Origin of the sequence: Streptomyces sp. NPDC057743 (assembly GCF_042798755.1) — a bacterium.
In the GTDB taxonomy this organism is placed as follows: Bacteria; Actinomycetota; Actinomycetes; order Streptomycetales; family Streptomycetaceae; genus Streptomyces.
Window position 1 is genome coordinate 335,733 of record NZ_JBHVJX010000003.1, and the last position, 14,122, is coordinate 349,854.

General features: G+C 73.6%; 17 protein-coding genes and 1 pseudogene. 3 read left to right on the forward strand and 15 right to left on the reverse strand.

The annotated features are described in order from the left end of the window. Nucleotides 1-251 precede the first annotated feature (251 nt). The 4 genes and pseudogenes from ACFVFQ_RS05200 to ACFVFQ_RS05215 form a co-directional block, all read right to left on the reverse strand. Nucleotides 252-419, reverse strand: coding sequence for a hypothetical protein (locus tag ACFVFQ_RS05200; RefSeq protein ID WP_383408977.1), 168 nt, complete (start codon nt 417-419; stop codon nt 252-254). A gap of 64 nt (nt 420-483) precedes the next feature. After that, nucleotides 484-720: pseudogene (locus tag ACFVFQ_RS05205) on the reverse strand (YbaK/EbsC family protein); the annotation flags it as partial. A gap of 51 nt (nt 721-771) precedes the next feature. Further along, nucleotides 772-960: a cupin domain-containing protein gene (locus ACFVFQ_RS05210; protein ID WP_383408902.1), complete on the reverse strand. Its 189-nt coding sequence runs from the start codon at nt 958-960 to the stop codon at nt 772-774. 89 nt (nt 961-1,049) lie between these two features. Next, on the reverse strand, nt 1,050-1,634 hold the full coding sequence (locus ACFVFQ_RS05215; protein ID WP_383408905.1) for a TetR/AcrR family transcriptional regulator: 585 nt from the start codon (nt 1,632-1,634) through the stop codon (nt 1,050-1,052). A 213-nt stretch (nt 1,635-1,847) separates the two neighbouring features. Here ACFVFQ_RS05215 and ACFVFQ_RS05220 point away from each other — a divergent pair, with 213 nt between their 5' ends. After that, complete coding sequence (locus ACFVFQ_RS05220) at nt 1,848-2,786, forward strand: alpha/beta fold hydrolase (RefSeq protein WP_383408908.1); 939 nt, start codon at nt 1,848-1,850, stop codon at nt 2,784-2,786. Between the two features lie 513 nt (nt 2,787-3,299). Here ACFVFQ_RS05220 and ACFVFQ_RS05225 read toward each other — a convergent pair. Then, nucleotides 3,300-3,689: a DUF2267 domain-containing protein gene (locus ACFVFQ_RS05225; RefSeq protein WP_383408974.1), complete on the reverse strand. Its 390-nt coding sequence runs from the start codon at nt 3,687-3,689 to the stop codon at nt 3,300-3,302. Between the two features lie 84 nt (nt 3,690-3,773). Then, the gene (locus ACFVFQ_RS05230) at nt 3,774-4,208 is read right to left on the reverse strand and encodes an Hsp20/alpha crystallin family protein (protein WP_383408911.1); all 435 of its coding nucleotides are present in this window, start codon (nt 4,206-4,208) and stop codon (nt 3,774-3,776) included. Between the two features lie 126 nt (nt 4,209-4,334). Here ACFVFQ_RS05230 and ACFVFQ_RS05235 point away from each other — a divergent pair, with 126 nt between their 5' ends. Together ACFVFQ_RS05235 and ACFVFQ_RS05240 are read left to right on the forward strand one after the other, a co-directional pair. Beyond that, the gene (locus ACFVFQ_RS05235) at nt 4,335-5,006 is read left to right on the forward strand and encodes a type III effector protein (protein ID WP_383408913.1); all 672 of its coding nucleotides are present in this window, start codon (nt 4,335-4,337) and stop codon (nt 5,004-5,006) included. 282 nt (nt 5,007-5,288) lie between these two features. Next, a complete protein-coding gene (locus ACFVFQ_RS05240; protein WP_383408916.1) occupies nt 5,289-6,167 on the forward strand; it encodes a universal stress protein in 879 nt (292 codons plus the stop codon). Nucleotides 6,168-6,257: 90 nt separating this feature from the next. On the opposite strand, the gene ACFVFQ_RS05245 is transcribed toward ACFVFQ_RS05240, so the two are convergent. From ACFVFQ_RS05245 to ACFVFQ_RS05285, 9 genes are read right to left on the reverse strand one after another with little or no spacing between them, the layout of a single operon-like run. Beyond that, entirely contained in the window at nt 6,258-6,887 is a 630-nt protein-coding gene (locus tag ACFVFQ_RS05245) for a V-type ATP synthase subunit D (protein ID WP_383408919.1), read from the reverse strand. Further along, a complete protein-coding gene (locus tag ACFVFQ_RS05250; RefSeq protein ID WP_383408922.1) occupies nt 6,884-8,284 on the reverse strand; it encodes a V-type ATP synthase subunit B in 1,401 nt (466 codons plus the stop codon). The genes ACFVFQ_RS05245 and ACFVFQ_RS05250 overlap by 4 nt, the downstream gene beginning before the upstream one ends. Next, nucleotides 8,281-10,029 carry a V-type ATP synthase subunit A gene (locus ACFVFQ_RS05255; protein ID WP_383408925.1) on the reverse strand — a complete coding sequence of 583 codons (1,749 nt, stop codon included), beginning with the start codon at nt 10,027-10,029 and terminating at the stop codon, nt 8,281-8,283. The genes ACFVFQ_RS05250 and ACFVFQ_RS05255 overlap by 4 nt, the downstream gene beginning before the upstream one ends. Continuing rightward, complete coding sequence (locus tag ACFVFQ_RS05260) at nt 10,017-10,541, reverse strand: hypothetical protein (RefSeq protein WP_383408928.1); 525 nt, start codon at nt 10,539-10,541, stop codon at nt 10,017-10,019. The genes ACFVFQ_RS05255 and ACFVFQ_RS05260 overlap by 13 nt, the downstream gene beginning before the upstream one ends. Next, nucleotides 10,538-10,759, reverse strand: a complete 222-nt coding sequence (locus ACFVFQ_RS05265) for a V-type ATP synthase subunit F (RefSeq protein ID WP_383408931.1) — start codon at nt 10,757-10,759, stop codon at nt 10,538-10,540. Before ACFVFQ_RS05265 ends, ACFVFQ_RS05260 begins: the two co-directional genes overlap by 4 nt. A 3-nt stretch (nt 10,760-10,762) precedes the next feature. Beyond that, on the reverse strand, nt 10,763-11,185 hold the full coding sequence (locus ACFVFQ_RS05270; protein WP_383408934.1) for an ATP synthase subunit C: 423 nt from the start codon (nt 11,183-11,185) through the stop codon (nt 10,763-10,765). Then, complete coding sequence (locus ACFVFQ_RS05275) at nt 11,182-12,543, reverse strand: V-type ATPase 116kDa subunit family protein (RefSeq protein WP_383408937.1); 1,362 nt, start codon at nt 12,541-12,543, stop codon at nt 11,182-11,184. The genes ACFVFQ_RS05270 and ACFVFQ_RS05275 overlap by 4 nt, the downstream gene beginning before the upstream one ends. After that, nucleotides 12,521-13,447 carry a hypothetical protein gene (locus ACFVFQ_RS05280; RefSeq protein WP_383408941.1) on the reverse strand — a complete coding sequence of 309 codons (927 nt, stop codon included), beginning with the start codon at nt 13,445-13,447 and terminating at the stop codon, nt 12,521-12,523. Before ACFVFQ_RS05280 ends, ACFVFQ_RS05275 begins: the two co-directional genes overlap by 23 nt. Further along, nucleotides 13,444-13,923 carry a hypothetical protein gene (locus ACFVFQ_RS05285; RefSeq protein ID WP_383408942.1) on the reverse strand — a complete coding sequence of 160 codons (480 nt, stop codon included), beginning with the start codon at nt 13,921-13,923 and terminating at the stop codon, nt 13,444-13,446. The genes ACFVFQ_RS05280 and ACFVFQ_RS05285 overlap by 4 nt, the downstream gene beginning before the upstream one ends. Between the last annotated feature and the right edge of the window lie 199 nt (nt 13,924-14,122).

The window sequence follows — 14,122 nt, forward strand, 5'->3', positions numbered from 1 at the left end:
GCTCGGGAGTCAACGTTCGCGGGAGCGACACACGACCCACAGCCACCCCAGCCCGGGACGCTCCCGCCGGCCTCGAAGCCGCTCGGGCGCCCGGACAACCAGCGCGGCGCGCACAGCGCTTCCCGCCCTCTCCCCCAGCACGTTCGCCGAGCAGATCGCGCTCCCCCCGCGCGGCCGGTGAGGCGGCCCGTACGACGGCCCCGGCTGCCACCGACCGGGCGCCGGGCGCGAGCAGTGCCGACCTGGCTCGGTCAGCTGCCTACGGCAACGGCCTCACCCCCCGTCAGGGTGACCAGTTCCTCGAAGGTGGTGCGGAACATGGTGTGCGGCAGCCCGGCGCCGGCCCACACCTGCAGATAGTCGGCCAGCGTGGTGTCCACCAGGGTCCGCAGCGGCACGGGATGGCCGATGGGAGCCACTCCGCCCCACCTCCTTTCCCGTGGCCTCAAGGACGAACTCCGGTGTGGCGCGCCGTACTTTGTGCACCCCGACGTGGCTCGCGGCCTTCTTCGGGTCCACCCGGTGGCCGCCGCTGGCCACGATGAGCAGAGGCGTCCCGTCAGCCTCGAAGACGAGGCTGTTGGCGATGGCGCCGACCGGGCAGGCCAGTTGCTCGGCGGCGGCGGCCGCGGTGGGGACCGCGCTGGGCAGCTCGGTAATGCCACCGGGGTGGCCGTGCAGGGCCAGAGCCGCGCGGACACGGTCCAGGGCTGTCGTCACAGGTACTCCAGTCGTACGGAGGGTGCGCTTCTCGATTGCGGGACGTGCGGGTCAGCGGCAGTCGGGCACTCGGGCCGGGTAGATCACGACGAGGGTCGCGCGGGTGTCGCCGTGCAGGCTCTCGTAGGAGTGAGGACCGTCCGCGGTGAACGAGACGAAGTCGCCTGCGTTCAGGTGCACTTGCCGGTCGTGGGGGCCGACGAGCATTTCCCCCTCGTGCACGATGAGATACTCCAGCACCCCCTCGCCGTGCGAGCCCGATGCGTAGATTGCCCTGCCCGCGCTCCAACTGGGCCAGCGTCGACGAACCCACGGCCGCATCAGATGCGTTACGCGCGCGACGCCTGCGCCAGCGCGTCCACGGTCACGCCGACGATAGCCAGGAGCTGCGCCGGGCTCGCCCCGGCCCTGCTCATGACGGCGAGCGACTGGTTCACGGCCGCCGCGTGTACGGCGAAGGCTTCGGCGTCTCGGTCGGTCAGCCGGCCGGCCTTCAGCGCGGTGCGCAGGCGCAGGCGCTGAAGGCCGAGCGCCTGCTTGGCGTGCGCCGCAACGCGCGGGCTCAGTACGGGGATTGCCATGGCCGACTGGGCCATCAGGCATCCGTCGGGTAGTTCGGGATCGGCGATGCGCTGGAGGGTCACGTCGAAGAACGCACGCATCGCGGCAACGGGTTCCGAGGCTGCACGCGAGAGGGCGGCGTCGTACTTCTCGCCGTAGCGCGTGGCGTAGAGGTCCAGGCAGCGCAGGAAGAGCGTCTCCTTGTCGCCGAAAGAGGAGCAGAGGGAACTGCGGTTCAGGCCGGTTGCCCGCGACACGTCGTCCAACGAGGTGTCGGCGTAGCCGTCGCGCCAGAACTGGATCATCGCGGCGTCGAGCGCCGCGTCCATGTCGAACTGCTTCTTGCCTGCCACGCGGCACTTCCTTGCCGATGCGTCGATGGGTGCGGACCGTGTTGCGCACCATCTTATCTTGAACCAATCAGTTCAAGATGTGTAACCTTCAAGTGTGGCCGGGCCAGGCACGTTGCGCACTTCGCGACCGCGCGAGACACCTCCCCCGTGACCCCAGCCAGCGCCGTCAGCCACCCGTCCCAACCGCATACCCGGCACCGATGGAGGGTCCCCGTGACCAGCCCAGCAACCAGCACTCCGCATGGCTCCGAAAGCAACCCCATCCGCGACCTGCCGCTGCAGCAGCTGGCCGGATTCACTCACCGCTGGGTCGACGCGGACGGCGTCCGCCTTCATGCCGTCGAAGGCGGACGGCCGAGCGGCCCGACCGTCGTCCTGCTCGCCGGATTCCCGCAAACCTGGTGGGCCTGGCGAAAGGTGATGCCCAGCCTCACCCACCGGTTCCGCGTCATCGCGATCGACCTGCCGGGACAGGGCCACTCCGAGCGTCCGGAGCGCGGCTACGACACGCACGCGGTCGCCGGGCACGTCCACACCGCCGTGCAGGCTCTCGGAGTGTCGACCTACTCCCTGGTCGCCCACGACGTCGGCGCCTGGGTCGCCTTCTCCCTCGCCCTCACCTTCGAGAGCCACCTGCGCGGGGTCGCTCTGCTCGACGCCGGGATCCCCGGCATCACCCTCCCGGAGGCGATTCCCACCGACCCGGATCGCGCGTGGAAAACCTGGCATTTCGCGTTCCATGTCGTGCCCGACCTGCCCGAGACGCTGCTTGCCGGCCGCGAACGCGAGTACGTCGGCTGGTTTTTGAAGATGAAGGCCCTGTCTCCCGACACGTTCGACGACGCCGAGATCGACCACTACGCGGCGGCCGTCGCCGTCGACGGCGGTCTGCGCGCTTCCCTGGCGTACTACCGAGACGCCGCGGAGTCAGCACGCAAGAACCGCGAGGCGCTCAAGAGGCGACACCTGGCTCTGCCGGTCCTCGGAATCTCCAGCAGCCACGGCTCCGTTCCGGACATGGCCGCCTCCCTCAGCCCATGGGCCGACAACACCACCGGAATCGTCGTGCCCGACGCCGGACACTTCATCCCCGACGAGCAGCCCGAAGCGATCGCTACCGCGCTGGCAGACTTCATCGCCGACGACGACTGACCTCCGTCCAACCGACCCGACGCGCCGCCCGAGGCCGCGCGAAAACCCAGGCCACGGAGCCTGACTGTCGTGCCAGCACCCATCCCGATCGGCCTCGCTCCGGTCCGAGTTCCTGCCGGCGTTGACGGACCCCGCTCAGGCTGCTGGCCGCTGCCGGGGCAGGAGTTCGGGATGGCCGAACAACAGGGAGTATCCCTCGGGGAGTTGGTCGAGGATCCGGTCGAGCAGGGCCGGCGTTGGCGGCCGAAGGCGGCCAGGACCTGGAGGGTGACCTCCCGGGCCTGTTCCTGGGTGGGGTAGGCGCCGTCGTACCGGACCTTGGCCAGGAGGGCGTCGAAGGTCATCGCGACGTCGGGGCGGTCCGGGTGGCGCTGGTTGATCATGACAGGGGCATTCCTTTCATGCCGGAGCGACGAGTCGACGTGGCGCACGTCGGCCCGCCCCGCTGGGGACGCGGCGGGGCGGTGGCCGACAGGCCGGGACGGGGTGCCGGTGGTTCCGGCGCAGGCTGGATCAGGCTGGCTGGGGACGGCCGAACAACAGGTCGTAGCCGACTGGTAGTTGAAGCAGCAGCAGCCGGGTGAGTTCCTCGCCGGCCGCCTCGGCCACCACGCTCAGGACGGCGCCGACGTCCCACTTGGCGGTTGCCTCAGTGGCTCCCTCGATCCAGGCCGCGGCGGCCCGGACAAACCGTTCGGGGTCCAACGGTTCGGCCGCGGGCAGGGGGTTGAGCAGAATGAGGGCGAAGGTCTCGGGCAGGCTGGCGGCGAGCGCGACCCGCTCCTCGCCGACCACATGAGCGCCGAGCAGAGCGAGTACGACCCTGGCGGCGCGTTCGGCCTCGTGCCGGGTGTCGTACTCGCCCCGTTCCTGGACGCGCTCCAGGAAGTTCTCCCACTGGATGGCCACCGTGATCACCCTCCTCCGGGAGGCGGGAGGCGGAACGCGCCGGGCCCGTCCGCCTCCACCGCTGCAGACTGCAGCAGGTCACTCGCTGATCTGCTGGGGCTGCGCCGAGCCGCCGATGGTGATCTTGCGGGGCTTGGCGCGCTCCGCGATCGGAATGCGCAGAGTCAGCACCCCTGCCTCGTAGTCGGCCTCGATGCGCTCGGTGTCGAGGGTGTCGGCGAGCATCAACTGGCGGGAGAAGACTCCCAGCGGCCGCTCGGAAAGCTCTGCCTGAACGTTCTCGCCCTTGGTCGTCGGCCGGCGCTCGGCCTTGACGGTCAGCATGTTCCGCTCGACGTCGATGTCGATGGCATCGGCGCTCACGCCGGGAATGTCCAGCGCGATCACATAGACATCGCCCTCGCGGTAGGCGTCCATCGGCATCGTGGCCGGCCGCGACCATGTGCCGGACGTGCCCATGAGCTGCTGGGTGAGCCGGTCGAGTTCACGGAACGGGTCAGTGCGCATCAACATCGTGAAACACCTCCAGTGAGACGGGCAGTAACTCCTGCCAATGCGCTGCACCTGATCCCGTTGTAGCATGTCATCGAAACGATGACAAACGATGTGTCGTCCAGTAGACGACGAAAGGAGGGCTTCGTGACGGAGGCCGATGAACAGTTCCGGGACCTGTCCCCTGCGTCCTTCCTCACCGCGGAGGCAGCCCTGCGCGCCATTGACGAAGCCGTGCGCGCCGCCCACATCGCACCCTCCACCGACCCCTCCGCCGACGATGTGCCCGGCCCCGAGCAGGCGCTTTCCGCGCTCCTCCTGCTCCGCGAGGTGCGGCACCAGCTCGCTGACTGGGAGCCCGGCCTGATCGAGTCGGCCCGGGCGGCCGGCGCGAGTTGGGCCGATCTGGCCGCGCCGCTGGGCGTGGCCAGTCGCCAGGCAGCCGAACGCCGCTATCTCCGGCTCCGCCCCGGGGCCGCCGACAGCACCGGTGAGCAGCGCGTCAAGGCCACCCGCGATCGCCGCGCCGCCGACCGTGCGGTGATCACCTGGGCCCGGAACAACGCCGGTGAACTCCGCCAGCTCGCCGGCCAGATCGCCGCCCTGCCTGACCTGCCGGACACCGCCCGGGCACCCGTCCGCCGGCTCACCCTCGCCCTCGCCGACGATGATGCGGCCCTGCTGCTTGCCCCCCTCACCGACGCTGAGCCACATCTACGCGGCAGCCATCCGAGCCTGGCCGCCCACATCGACCGTCTCGCCCACCACTCCGACCAGCTTCGTCACCGCAGCAACACCGCCCGTCGCGCCCGCCGTTGACGGCAGGCCGAGGCAGCGCGGACGGCGCAGCATGCCGTCCCGCGTCCACTCGGTGCCGGCACCACCACCCATGTCGCCGAAGCAGGGGGTCGGGGTGCGGCCGGCCTCAGCGCGCCTCCGGCATCGGCGCAGGTCGGCCACGTGCCCGGCGGGCCGTACGGCGGGGTGTCGGTGCCGAGCGGCCCTATCGGCTCTGCGGTACCGCACGCCACGCTGGGAGCGGAGGCAGGGTTCCGGTCGGGCACGTTGCGCGTCTCGACCGCGTCCGGGAGGAGGAGCGTGATGAGCAGCAACGATCCGCGCGGTCCGGTGGTGGCGGGCGTCTCGCGTTCCCCGACGGCACGCTGCGCGGTGGAGTGGGCCGCGGACGCGGCGGCGCGGCGGGGTCGGGAGCTGTGCCTGGTGCACGTCCAGGAGTGGCCTTCCGGGGCTGCTCCCAAGGATCGGCGCGATGAGCCCGACCAGGCTTGGGCCTCGCATTACCGGGCCGCGGGGCGAACCCTGTTGCAGGAGTTCAAGGACGCGGTGGCGGAGCGCCTGCCGGGCCTGAACGTGACGACCCGGCTGGAGGACGGTCGTCCCACCGCCGTCCTGCGGGAGATCGCGGAGGGCGCCGTTTTGCTGGTGCTCGGTTCGCACCAGGTGAGCGGCCCGATGGAGGCGGTCACCTTCACCACGGTGGGTCGGTCCCTCGTTGGTCACCCACCCTGCCCGGTCGTGCTGGTGCCGGGCGACGCCGCGCGGTGCGACCCGCTCGGGCCGGTCATGGTGGGGGTCGACGGATCGGCGGCTTCCGCCCCAGCAGTGGCCTTCGCCTTCGAGGAGGCGGACCTGAGCCGGGCCGACCTGGTGGCCGTGCAGGTGCAGCGCCCACGGCACGGGGAGTGGCCGTCCGACGCCCACGGATCGCTGGTCGACGTCTCGGAAGCCATCGCCGGGTGGGGAGAGAAGTACCCACAGGTGCTCGCGCGGCAGGAGGTCGCGATCGGACAACCTGCGGTGCAACTCGCGGAGTTGGCCGCTGCCGCGCGCTGCCTCGTGGTCGGTTCGCGGGGGCTGGGCGGGTTCCGCGGGATGGTGCTCGGCTCCACCAGCCGCACGCTCGCCCAGCTCGCCCCGGGGCCGCTGGTGGTCGTGCCCCAGGGAGCGGGTGACGAGTGACCGCGCGTCGAGGGGAGCCTGGGACCTGTCCGATGGGTCGGGGCCGGATAGTTCCGGCCATGGCCATGGCCATGGCCCATCGGACAGGTCCTAGCCTCCGACGTGGCGTCCGGTCTGCTGTGCCGCCCAGCGGCGGCGGACGGCGTCTTCGTGCTCGGCCTGTTCCAGGGCGAGGTCGACGGCCGTGAGGCGCTGTTGGAGATGGGGGATGCGGTGGCGGCGCAGCGCCCTGACTCGTGTCAGGGTGCGGTGCGCTCGGGCCTCGACCGCGCGGGCGGCCGCCGCGGCGGCACCGTAGCGGGCGGCGGCGTCCAGCGCGGCGGCGTGGGCGGTACGGGCGTGGGTCAGCGCCGTGTTCCCAGGAGGGGCGTCGGAGGCGGCCGGGGTTCCCGGGGTCGTGGACGTCCGGCCCGGGCGCCGTACGCCCAGGGTGTCCACCCATTCCACGGTGACGTCCGCGTCGGGGACGAGGGAGGCGGTCCGCAGGGCGTCCTCCCCGCCGATCAGCAGGCCGCGCAGCAGCCACGTCCGGGCCCGGTGCGCGCGTTGTTCCCACTCCTCGCCGGCGTGGGTCTCGGCTCGCCGCAGTTCCGCCAATTCGGCCCGCAGCAGGTGGAGTTGTCGGTCGAGCAGGTCCGCGCCGCGGATCGCGGTGTCGAGGCGGCGGCGCAGGCGTAGGCGGGCGGCCCGGCCGGCGGGGGAAGGCGCTGCCGTGGTCATGGCGGCGTCCCGGACGGGGCATCGTGGTGCCGGGCGGTGAGCATCGCGGCGGGGAGCATGCCCAGTTCGCTGGGCGGCAGGGTCAGCAGGACCCGCCAGGCGCGTTCCAGGGACTCGTCCAGGGTGAGGGTGCGGTCGGTGTCCTGGTTCAGGAAGTCATGCAAGTAGGGCGGGTAGAGGGCGAGGTGGCTGCGGTCGGCGGGGCTGAGGGCGGATTCGCCGGCCAGGTCGGCGAGGTCGGCGGCCTGCCGGGCGCGGGCGAGCGCGGCGGTCAACTGCGCTGCGACGTCCAGGTGGTCGGCGCGGGTCCGGCCCGGGCCGGCGCCCTTGCGCATGAGGCGGGAGAGGGAGGACAGCGCGTCCACGGGCGGGTAGATCCCTTCGGCGTGGATCTGCGGGGAGAGCACGATCTGCCCTTCGGTGATGTAGCCGGTGAGGTCGGGTACGGGGTGGGTGATGTCGCCGGCGGGCATGGTCAGGACGGGGAGGACGGTCACCGAGCCGGGGCGGTCGGCGAGGCGTCCGCAGCGTTCGTAGAGCGAGGCGAGGTCGCTGTAGAGGTAGCCGGGGTAGGCCCGGCGGGCCGGTACCTCGCCGCGGGCCGCGGAGACCTCGCGCAGTGCCTCCGCGTAGGACGTCATGTCGGTCATGACGACGAGGACGTGTCGGCCGCCGTCGAAGGCGAGGTGCTCGGCGACGGTGAGCGCCAGTCGGGGGGTGAGGATGCGCTCGATCACCGGGTCGTCGGCGGTGTTGAGCAGCAGGCACAGTTCGCCGGCGGCGGCCCGGTCCGCCAGGCCGTCTTGGACGGTGAAGGCGTCGGCGTGGGTCAGGCCCATGCCGGCGAAGACCACGCTGAACCGCTCGCCCGCCGTGGTGGCCTGGGCGGCGATCTGCACCGCGAGTTCGAGGTGGGGCAGCCCGGCGACGGAGAAGATGGGGAGCTTCTGGCCGCGTACCAGGGTGTTCAGTGCGTCGATGGCGGCGATGCCGGTGAGCACCGGTTCGGCGGGCGGGCGTCGCCGGGCCGGGTTGATCGCCGTGCCCTCCACGGGTGCGAGGTGTCGGCCGAAGACCGGTGGTCCGCCGTCGCGTGGTGCGCCCTTGCCGTCGCAGGTTCGGCCCAGCCATCCGTCCCCGACGGGGATCGTGAGCGGTGAGCCCGTGAACGTCACCCGCAGTCCGGCCGGGTCCATCCCGCCGGTTCCCTCCAGCACCTCGACGACCGCGAGGTCGTCGCGCACCTCCAGGACGACGCCGTGTCGTCGCTCTCCGGACATGAGCGCGATGGTGCCGAACTCGTCCCAGCCGACCCCGCGGACGCCGCCGACCACGACGAGCGGCCCGCGTAGTTCCCGCGCCGAGGTGTAGGTGACGGGCGGCCGCTCGGTGTTCACCGGAGTCCCTCCAGGGCGGCGAGGGTGGCGTCGCGGGCGGCCCGCACGGTGGTGGGATCGTCGGGCCCCGCTTCCTCCCGGGCCCGCAACAGGGCGGTGAAGTCGGCCCGTTCGACGTCCTCCGGCGGGGTCCCGGAGGCCACCAGGGTGCGGCACCGTTCGACGACGGTGAGCACCGCGTCGGCGAGCGCCGCGGTCTTCTCCGGGGCGCAGTAGGCGTCGTGCGGCGAGAGGGCGCTCTGCTGGAGCAGGCCCTCGCGGACCAGGCGGCCGGACAGCACGCTGACCCGTTCCTGCGGGGGCAGCGCACCGATGCCGACCAGGTCGACCAGGTCCGCCAACCGGTCGGCCTCGGCCAGCAGTTGGGTCACCGCGGCCCGGCGGTCGGCGGTGCCGCGGTCGGTGCCGGCCGCGGTGAGGGCGGCGGCGTCCCGGGAGAACGACTGGGCCCAGGACAGCGCGGGGTAGTGGCGAGCATAGGCGAGTTCGCGGTCGAGCGTCCAGCGGCCGCGGACGCAGCGTTCGGTGTGTGCGGTGACCGGCTCGGCCAGGTCGCCGCCGGGTGGGGAGACGGCGCCGATGACGGTCACCGAGCCGGGGCCGGCGCCCAATGTCAGCACCGCCCCGGCCCGTTCGTAGAAGGCCGCGAGGGCGGAGGCCAGACCGGCGGGGTAGCCCTCCTCGGCGGGGAGTTCGCCGGTGCGCGAGGCGAACTCCCGCAGCGCCTCGGCCCATCGGGAGGTGGAATCGGCGATGACTACCACGTCGTTGCCCATGTCCCGGAAGTACTCGGCGACGGTGACGCCGGTGTAGATGCTGGCTTCCCGGGCCATCATCGGCATGTTGGAGGTGTTGGCGATGATCACGGTGCGGTCGGCGAGGCGCCCCCCGGTGCGCGGATCGGTCAGCTCGGCGAACTCCTCGATGACGTCGGCCATTTCGTTGCCGCGTTCGCCGCAGCCGACGTAGACGATGACGTCCGCGTCGCACCACTTGGCGATCTGCTGGAGCAGCACGGTCTTTCCCGTGCCGAAGCCGCCGGGCACCGCGACGGTGCTGCCGCGGGCCACCGGGAAGAGCAGGTCGATCACCCGCTGTCCGGTGGTCAACGCGGTGCGGGCCGGGGCACGTTCGCGGACCGGGCGGGGCCGCCGCACCGGCCACCGGCTCACCGCGCGGATCTCGGTCCCGCCGACGACGGCCAGCGGCGCGTCCTCGGGCTGCTCGCCTGCGGTGGCCAGGTGGGAGACCCTGCCCCGTCTGCCGGGTGGCACGAGGATGCGGGTGCGCTGCCCGCTTCCCGTGTGCACCTCTCCGATCACGGTGCCCTCGTCCACCACTTCGCCCGCGGTGACGAGGGGGGTGAACTGCCAACGGCGTTCCGGCGCCGCGCTGGTGTCGGCACCGGGCGTGAGCCGGTCGCCGGCGGTTGCGAGCGGCCGGAGCAGGCCGTCGAAGACCCCGCCCAGCAGGTCCGGGGAGAGGCGGGCGGTCAGTGGGCGGCCCAGGGGCCGACAGCTGTGCCCCGGTGCCAGGCCGCCGGTGTACTCGTACGCCTGCACCGTGACGCGGGAGGTGGTGACGGCGACGACCTCGGCCGGCACCTCCGCCGCGCCCAGGAGCACGAGGTCGTTCATGGCGATCCGGCCGGTGTTCTCCACCTCGACGAGCGGGCCGGCGACCCGCCGGATGCGGCTGGTTGCCGGCCGGCGGGGCACGGGCCACGCCGCGGTCAGCTCCGCCACAACCGCTCGACCTCGGCGCCGGCTTGGTCCAGGACGCGGCCGGCCACGGCGTCCAGACTGAGGTCCACGCACCGGCCGTCGGCCGTACCGACCACCCCACCCCGGGGGTGCTCGGTGACGGTGGCCTCCGGACCCAGTGCCTGGCGTACGAGCCCCGTGAGTCGTTCGCGCACGGCCGCCCGGGACGCCTCGCGCCAACACTGCCGCGCCCGGCGCAGCACCTCCTCGCGCAGCTCGTCGTAGGCCGCCGCCTGGGCTTCGAGGAGGCCGGCGCGTGCGGTGCGGCGGGCCCGGGCCAGAGTCGCCGACGCGGCCCGGGCGCCGTCCCGTTCGCCTCGGTGACGTGCCTCGCGCAGGGTCGTGGCCGCGGCGGACCGGGCGGCGGCCAGGGTCGTGGCGGCGTCGCGTCGCGCCTCGGCCACCAGGCGCTCGGCCTCCGCCTCGGCGGCGCGCAGGAGCGCCGTGCGCACGGGTGCGAGCGGGTCGGCCGTGGCGGTGGGAGCCGGCGTCATGGTGGCATCACCACCGTCAGGGGCTCGGGTGCGTCCAGGGCCTCGGGCCCCAGGGCCGCGGCGGCGGTCGGTGTGAGGATCACCAGGGCGACGTCCGGGGGCATCTCCCGCCATTGCGCGCGGACTTGCTCCGGATCGTCGGCGGGCCGGACCCGCACGCCGGCGAGGGCGAATCCCGCGGTCCGCGTCCGCTCACCGATGGCGACGACGGTGCCCATGGCTCATGCCTTGCCGATCAGCAACACGGCGACCACCAGGCCGTAGATGGCGATGCCCTCGGCCAGGCCGACGATGACCATCGCCCGCCCGAACAGTTCCGGGCGCTCGCTGAGCGCGGCCAGTGCCGCCGCCCCGGTGTAGGCGACGGCGATCGCCGAGCCGATCGAGGCGCCCGCGACGGCGATGGCGGCCCCGATCAGCGCGGCGGAGTTGGCGTGCGGCGCCCCGGCCGGGGCGGCCGACGCGGCCTGTGCCGCGCTTCCGCTCAGCGCCGCCACCAGCAGCGCCAACGCCCCCGCCAGCAGCGCCAGGTTCGCGCCGACGACATAGCGCAGCGTGCGCTTGCCGCCGCGTCTGCGGTACAGCGTGCGCACCGCCCACCACATCGCGGCGATGGCGGGCAGCGTGACGAGCCAGGTGATCACGGCACGGCCTCCGGACGACGGCCGGGCAGGCGCCAGGGCCGGAAGGGACGGCCCTGGCTCTCGAAGACCCGGGAGAACAGCTCGAAGTACGTAAGGCGGAGCGCCTGGACGCCCGCCACCAGCGCCTCCAGCGCGAAGACGAGCGCGTTGCCCAGCACGAACACCACGAGGGCCGCGGCGAGGCCCGCCGGACCGTGTCGGGCCAGGCTCGCAGTGCCCGCCCAGACGACCGCGCCGAGTGCGGCGTGGGTGAGGCCGAAGGCGGCGAGGCGGGCGAAGGACACCGCGTTGGACAGGATGCGGATGATGCCGTCGAAGAGTTGCACGCCGGTCTGGAGCAGGCCGGCGGCGCCCCGGTCGGTGGCGGCGAAGAGGCCGGCCGCGGCCAGTGCGGCGCCGATCGTGGCGAGGGCGGCGCCCGCTGCGACCGGCCACACCGCGCGGGTGGCGATCCCCGCGGCCATGGCCGCGAGCCCGAGGAAGAGTCCGGCCCCGGCGATCCCCGACAGCGAGTACGCGGCGCCGGTGGGGCCGCGCTCGCGCCACCGGTTCACGCAGCCCGCGGCGTAGGCGGCCAGCAAGAGGACGGCGCCCACCAACACCGCCGACACCAGCAGTTGTTCGGGCCGGTGCAGGGGGTTCAGCCAGAGGACGGGCAGCACCCCGGTCGGCCCGAAGAACTCCCCGTAGGCCAGTCCGGCCACCATGCTCAGGGCGCCGGCGGCGGCCACGAGCGGCCAGGCGCGGTGCCAGGCGGCCACACGGCGCGGCCGCCGTGTAGCCAGGGCGAGGGCGCCGAGCAGCAGCAGCGCGCCGTGTCCCACGTCGCCGAACATCATCCCGAACATCACGGCGTACAGGGCCGCTGCTCCCCAGGAAAGGTCGAGGTCGGCGTAGGGCGGGGTGCCGTAGGTGGTGACCAGCGACGCGCCCGCGCCATGGACCGGGCCGGTGCGGCGCAGCGCGGTCGGCGGATCGATGCCGTGCGGTGCCGCCATCGGCACCAGCGCACCGCCGAGTCCGGCCAGCCCGGCGCGCAGTCGCGGCACCTCGGAGCGCGGGCACCAGCCCGCGAGCGCCGCCACGTCCCCGCGTCGGACCGCGTCGGTCAGCAGGCCCGCCAACTGCTCTTCGTCGTTCGGCAGATCGCTGCGCGCTGCCGGCTCCGTACCGCCCGTCCGCGCCCCTTGGTACGGGGTGGGGCCGGGTTGCTGGGGGCCGGTCACCCGGTCGAGGTCCACGCAGCCGGCCTCGGCAAGGCGCAGCAGCGCGTCGCGCTCGGTGGCCCGCGGCATGAGCACGGCCACCCGCTGCATCGGCACGGGGAAGAGCGCCTCAGGCCAGGAAACCGAAGCCATCGAAATCCTCCAAGGAGGCGCCGTTCGCGGCGAGTTCCAGCGCGGCGCGCACGCGCCACGCGTCGGCGGACAGCGCCGCGACCGCGCCCACGACGGGGATCGCGTCGTACCGCGTACGGCGCACCATCTGCAGGCCGTCCTGTTCAATATCCCCCCACCAGCGGCCTTCCGCCCGCCAGAGGTCGGCCGGTTCGTCGATGCCGCGCAGTGCCCAGCCGGCTGCGCTCGGCAATCGTCGCTGGTACGCGCGGAAATCCGGCGCGCGGTAGGCGGATCCCAGGAGTTGGGCGGCTGGTCGGCCGGCGCGTGCGGGCAGTTCCCGGCCGTGCACGAACCGTTCCCGGGCGACCAGGATGGCCGCCCGGCCCGCCGACCACCGGGCCGCGCACGGAACCCGTGCCGCGGTCCGGGCGGCCGCGGTCAGCCGCAGCCCGACGGCCAGTTCGGCCGCCGTCCCGCCGGCGTCCCGCCACGTCGACGCGGCGAGCAGGGGCCGCAGTTCCTCGGGGCCGGTGGCGCGGGAGATCCGGTGCCAGGCGGTGGCGAGCGCGCCGAGGGCATACGGGGAGGGCTCCTGCGCACCGCTGCTCAGCTGCCGGAACCGCGCCTCGATGTTCACGATCTCGAAGCCGGCGGCCAGCAGGCGCAGGCACTCCACCCCGCGGTGCGGCAGCCAGCCGGCGAGCACCCGCAGGTGCCAGAGCAAGGTGGCGGCCACCGCGCGCTGGGCGGCCGGAAGGGAGACTCCGGCATCCAGCCCTCGCCAGTACGGGAAGGGGGCCAGGCGGCGCAGCGCCTCCTCCAGTGTGCCGGCGGTCGCGACCTGCCGGGCTCCGGGCGCGCCCGGGGACCGGGACAGCAGCCCGCGCGCCCTGGTCACCCCGGCCACCCATGCGGCGCTCACGGATCGCCGCTCCGTCCGTCGGGACCGCCCTGTCCTCCCACCCGCGGTACGGGCAGGCCCAGTTGACGACGCACCTCGTCGGTCAGCCGGTCCGCCATGGACGGAATGCGTTCGGCGGCATGGTGCCGCAGCGCACCCCGGGCCCGTTCGCCCTCGGCACTGATCTCGGCCGCCGCCCGCCGGGCGCGCTCCTGTTGCCGGTCGGCGGCCTGCGCCCGCACCCGCTCGGCGTGCGCCGCCGCGCGGGTCGCCAGGTCGGCCGCGCGGTGGGCGGCGTCCTGACGGATGCGGTCGGCCGCGCGGTGGGCGGCGGCGCGGATGGCGTCGGCTTCGGCGGCCGTGCCGTCCAACTGGGACAGGGGTGGCGTCAGTTCCGCGGTCAGCTCCGCGGAACGGTCGGCGGGTACGCCGACGGCCGCCGCTCCCGGCGTGCTGACCGGACGGAACCGCATGAGGAGATCACGCAATCCGGGCACGGCCGCGCCTCCCTCCGCAGGTATGCCGCGCGATGCGGCCTTGGTTCCAGTGTCCCGTTCTCCCGCTCCCTGCCCGCATCGTCCGCGGTGCCTGGCGACGCGGCATAGGGCCGGTGGTCCCCGGTCGGAGGGCGGTTCGGGGCCGCTCACCGGCTGCGGGGCAGCCGCCGCACCCGGTCCGGCGTCGCCCTCGGTCCCC

What these genes read in the sequence shown, in the direction of transcription:
- ACFVFQ_RS05230 (WP_383408911.1), bottom strand. Translation starts at nt 4,208, where the DNA reads ATGTTGATGCGCACTGACCCGTTCCGTGAACTCGACCGGCTCACCCAG.
- ACFVFQ_RS05240 (WP_383408916.1), top strand. Translation starts at nt 5,289, where the DNA reads ATGAGCAGCAACGATCCGCGCGGTCCGGTGGTGGCGGGCGTCTCGCGT.
- ACFVFQ_RS05245 (WP_383408919.1), bottom strand. Translation starts at nt 6,887, where the DNA reads ATGACCACGGCAGCGCCTTCCCCCGCCGGCCGGGCCGCCCGCCTACGC.
- ACFVFQ_RS05260 (WP_383408928.1), bottom strand. Translation starts at nt 10,541, where the DNA reads ATGACGCCGGCTCCCACCGCCACGGCCGACCCGCTCGCACCCGTGCGC.
- ACFVFQ_RS05265 (WP_383408931.1), bottom strand. Translation starts at nt 10,759, where the DNA reads ATGGGCACCGTCGTCGCCATCGGTGAGCGGACGCGGACCGCGGGATTC.
- ACFVFQ_RS05275 (WP_383408937.1), bottom strand. Translation starts at nt 12,543, where the DNA reads ATGGCTTCGGTTTCCTGGCCTGAGGCGCTCTTCCCCGTGCCGATGCAG.